General features: G+C 68.8%; 2 protein-coding genes. One reads left to right on the top strand and one right to left on the bottom strand.

Annotation, left to right across the window (positions count from 1 at the left end):
* On the bottom strand, positions 1-1103 hold a 1103-nt coding region (locus ACFP9U_RS24835), incomplete at its 3' end, for a formimidoylglutamate deiminase (RefSeq protein WP_378625536.1).
* Positions 1104-1186: 83 nt separating this feature from the next.
* Between ACFP9U_RS24835 and hutI the strand changes: the two genes are divergently transcribed.
* Positions 1187-2106 (top strand): imidazolonepropionase (gene hutI, locus ACFP9U_RS24830; protein WP_378625535.1); only part of this gene is annotated, 920 nt, incomplete at its 3' end.

Raw genomic sequence — 2106 nt, 5'->3', positions numbered from 1 at the left:
CCGGCCAGTGCCGTATCGTAAAGGGCGCGGCCGCAGGAGGCGCCGGGTTCGGCCAGGACGGTGCGCGCCCGGTCCTTCAGCCGCTGCGAATATTCGAGCTGGCGTAGCTCTTCGGCCACCGAAATGCGCACGTTGGAATCACTGCCCACGCCGAGCATCCCGCCTGCCCGCCGGAAGGCGGCACCGTTGAAGACGCCGTCGCCGAGATTGGCCTCGGTGATGGGGCAGAGGCCGGCCACGGCGCCGGAGCGCGCGAGCTCTTTCGTCTCCACCGCGTTCATGTGCGTGGCGTGGATCAGGCACCAGCGCCGGTCCACCGCCGCCTCGTTGAGCAGATACTCCACCGGCCGTGCGCCGAAGGCGGCGAGGATCTCTTCGACCTCCGGCCCCTGCTCGGCGATGTGGATGTGGAAGGGCGCTTCCGGCCGCAGGGCCGAGACCGTGCGGATCTCCTCTGCCGTGGCGGCGCGCAGGGAATGGGCCGCCGCGCCGAGCACGGTGTCGGCGGGCAGGTGTGCCATCAGGTGCCCCTCCGCGCCGGCCATAAGCCTTTCGAAAGCCGCCATATCGTTGCCGAAGCGCAGTTGTCCATCCGCCAGCGGGCGCCGGTCGGCGCCGCCGTAGCGGTAAAGCACCGGCAGGAGCGTCAGGCCGATGCCGGTCTCTCCGGCCGCGCCGGCGATGCGTGCGGCAAGCTCGGCAATATCGGCGTGGCCGCCGCCGCCCGGCTGGTGGTGCAGGTAATGGAACTCCGCCACGGCACAAAAGCCCGCCTCCTGCATTTCCATGAAAGCAAAGGCGGCGATGGCCTCGATGTCCTCGGGGGAGAGCCGGTCGAGAAAGCGGTACATGGTCTGCCGCCATGTCCAGAAGCTGTCCCGGCCCTTCTGCCCGCGGCGCTCGGCAAGGCCCGCCATGGCACGCTGGAAGGTATGGCTGTGCAGATTGCTCAAGGCCGGCAGGAGCACGGGCACGCGGTATGCCGAGACCGGCGCCGCGCCCGCCTCGACCGCGGCAATGCGCCCGTCGGCGCCGATCGTCAGGCGCACGTCGTCCTGCCAGCCTGCGGGTGTGAGCGCGGTTCGGGCGAAAATCTCTTGCATGGCGCCACCGTCCTGATCTACAAATTAACTTGTATATACATAATCGGCAAAAGTCTAGACAAAGCCATGAGTGTCCCCGGTCGATGAAGCACAGTGTTCTCACACAAGCGAAGCTTGCCACCATGGCGCCCTCGGGCGCGCCGTACGGGCTGGTTGAGGACGCCGCCATCGCCATTGAGGATGGGCGCATCCGCTGGGCCGGACCGCGCGAAGATCTTCCCGCAAAGTGGGTCCGCGCCGAGCAGACCGGCCTCGCCGGGCGACTCGTTACCCCGGCCCTCATCGACTGCCACACCCATCTGATCCATGGCGGCGACCGCGCCCGCGAATTCGAAATGCGGCTCGAGGGTGCCAGCTACGCGGAGATCGCGCGGGCGGGCGGCGGCATCGTTTCCACCGTGGCCGCCACACGGGCGGAGAGCGAAGAGGCGCTTGTGCAGGCGGCGCTCCCGCGGCTCGATGCGCTTATGGCGGAGGGGGTCGCCACGGTCGAGGTCAAGTCCGGCTACGGGCTCACGGTCGCAGACGAGCTTAAGATGCTGCGCGCGGCGCGCAGGTTGGGCGAGGCACGCAGCGTGCGGGTGAAGACCAGCTATCTTGCCGCCCACGCCGTGCCGCCGGAATATAAGGGAAGGCCGGACGCCTATATCGACGCGGTGGTTTTGCCCGGAATGGAGGCCGCGCACGCGGCCGGACTGGCGGACGCGGTCGACGGGTTCTGCGAGGGCATCGCTTTCTCGCCGGAGCAGATGGCACGCGTGTTCGAACACGCGCGCGCGCTCGGCTTGCCGGTGAAGCTCCATGCCGAGCAGCTTTCCAATCTCGGCGGTGCGAAGCTTGCGGCAGGGTATGATGCCCTCTCGGCCGATCATCTGGAGTATCTGGACGAAGACGGCGTCGCCGCCATGGCCAGCGCGGGCACGGTGGCCGTGCTTCTCCCCGGCGCCTTCTACACGCTGCGCGAGACGCAACTGCCGCCGGTCGGGGCCTTGCGCGCCGCCGG

Origin of the sequence: Nitratireductor sp. GCM10026969 (assembly GCF_042660605.1) — a bacterium.
Taxonomy (GTDB): Bacteria; Pseudomonadota; Alphaproteobacteria; order Rhizobiales; family Rhizobiaceae; genus Chelativorans.
The sequence above is the reverse complement of the archived record's forward strand: the minus strand, read 5'-3'. Positions and strand labels throughout refer to the sequence as shown.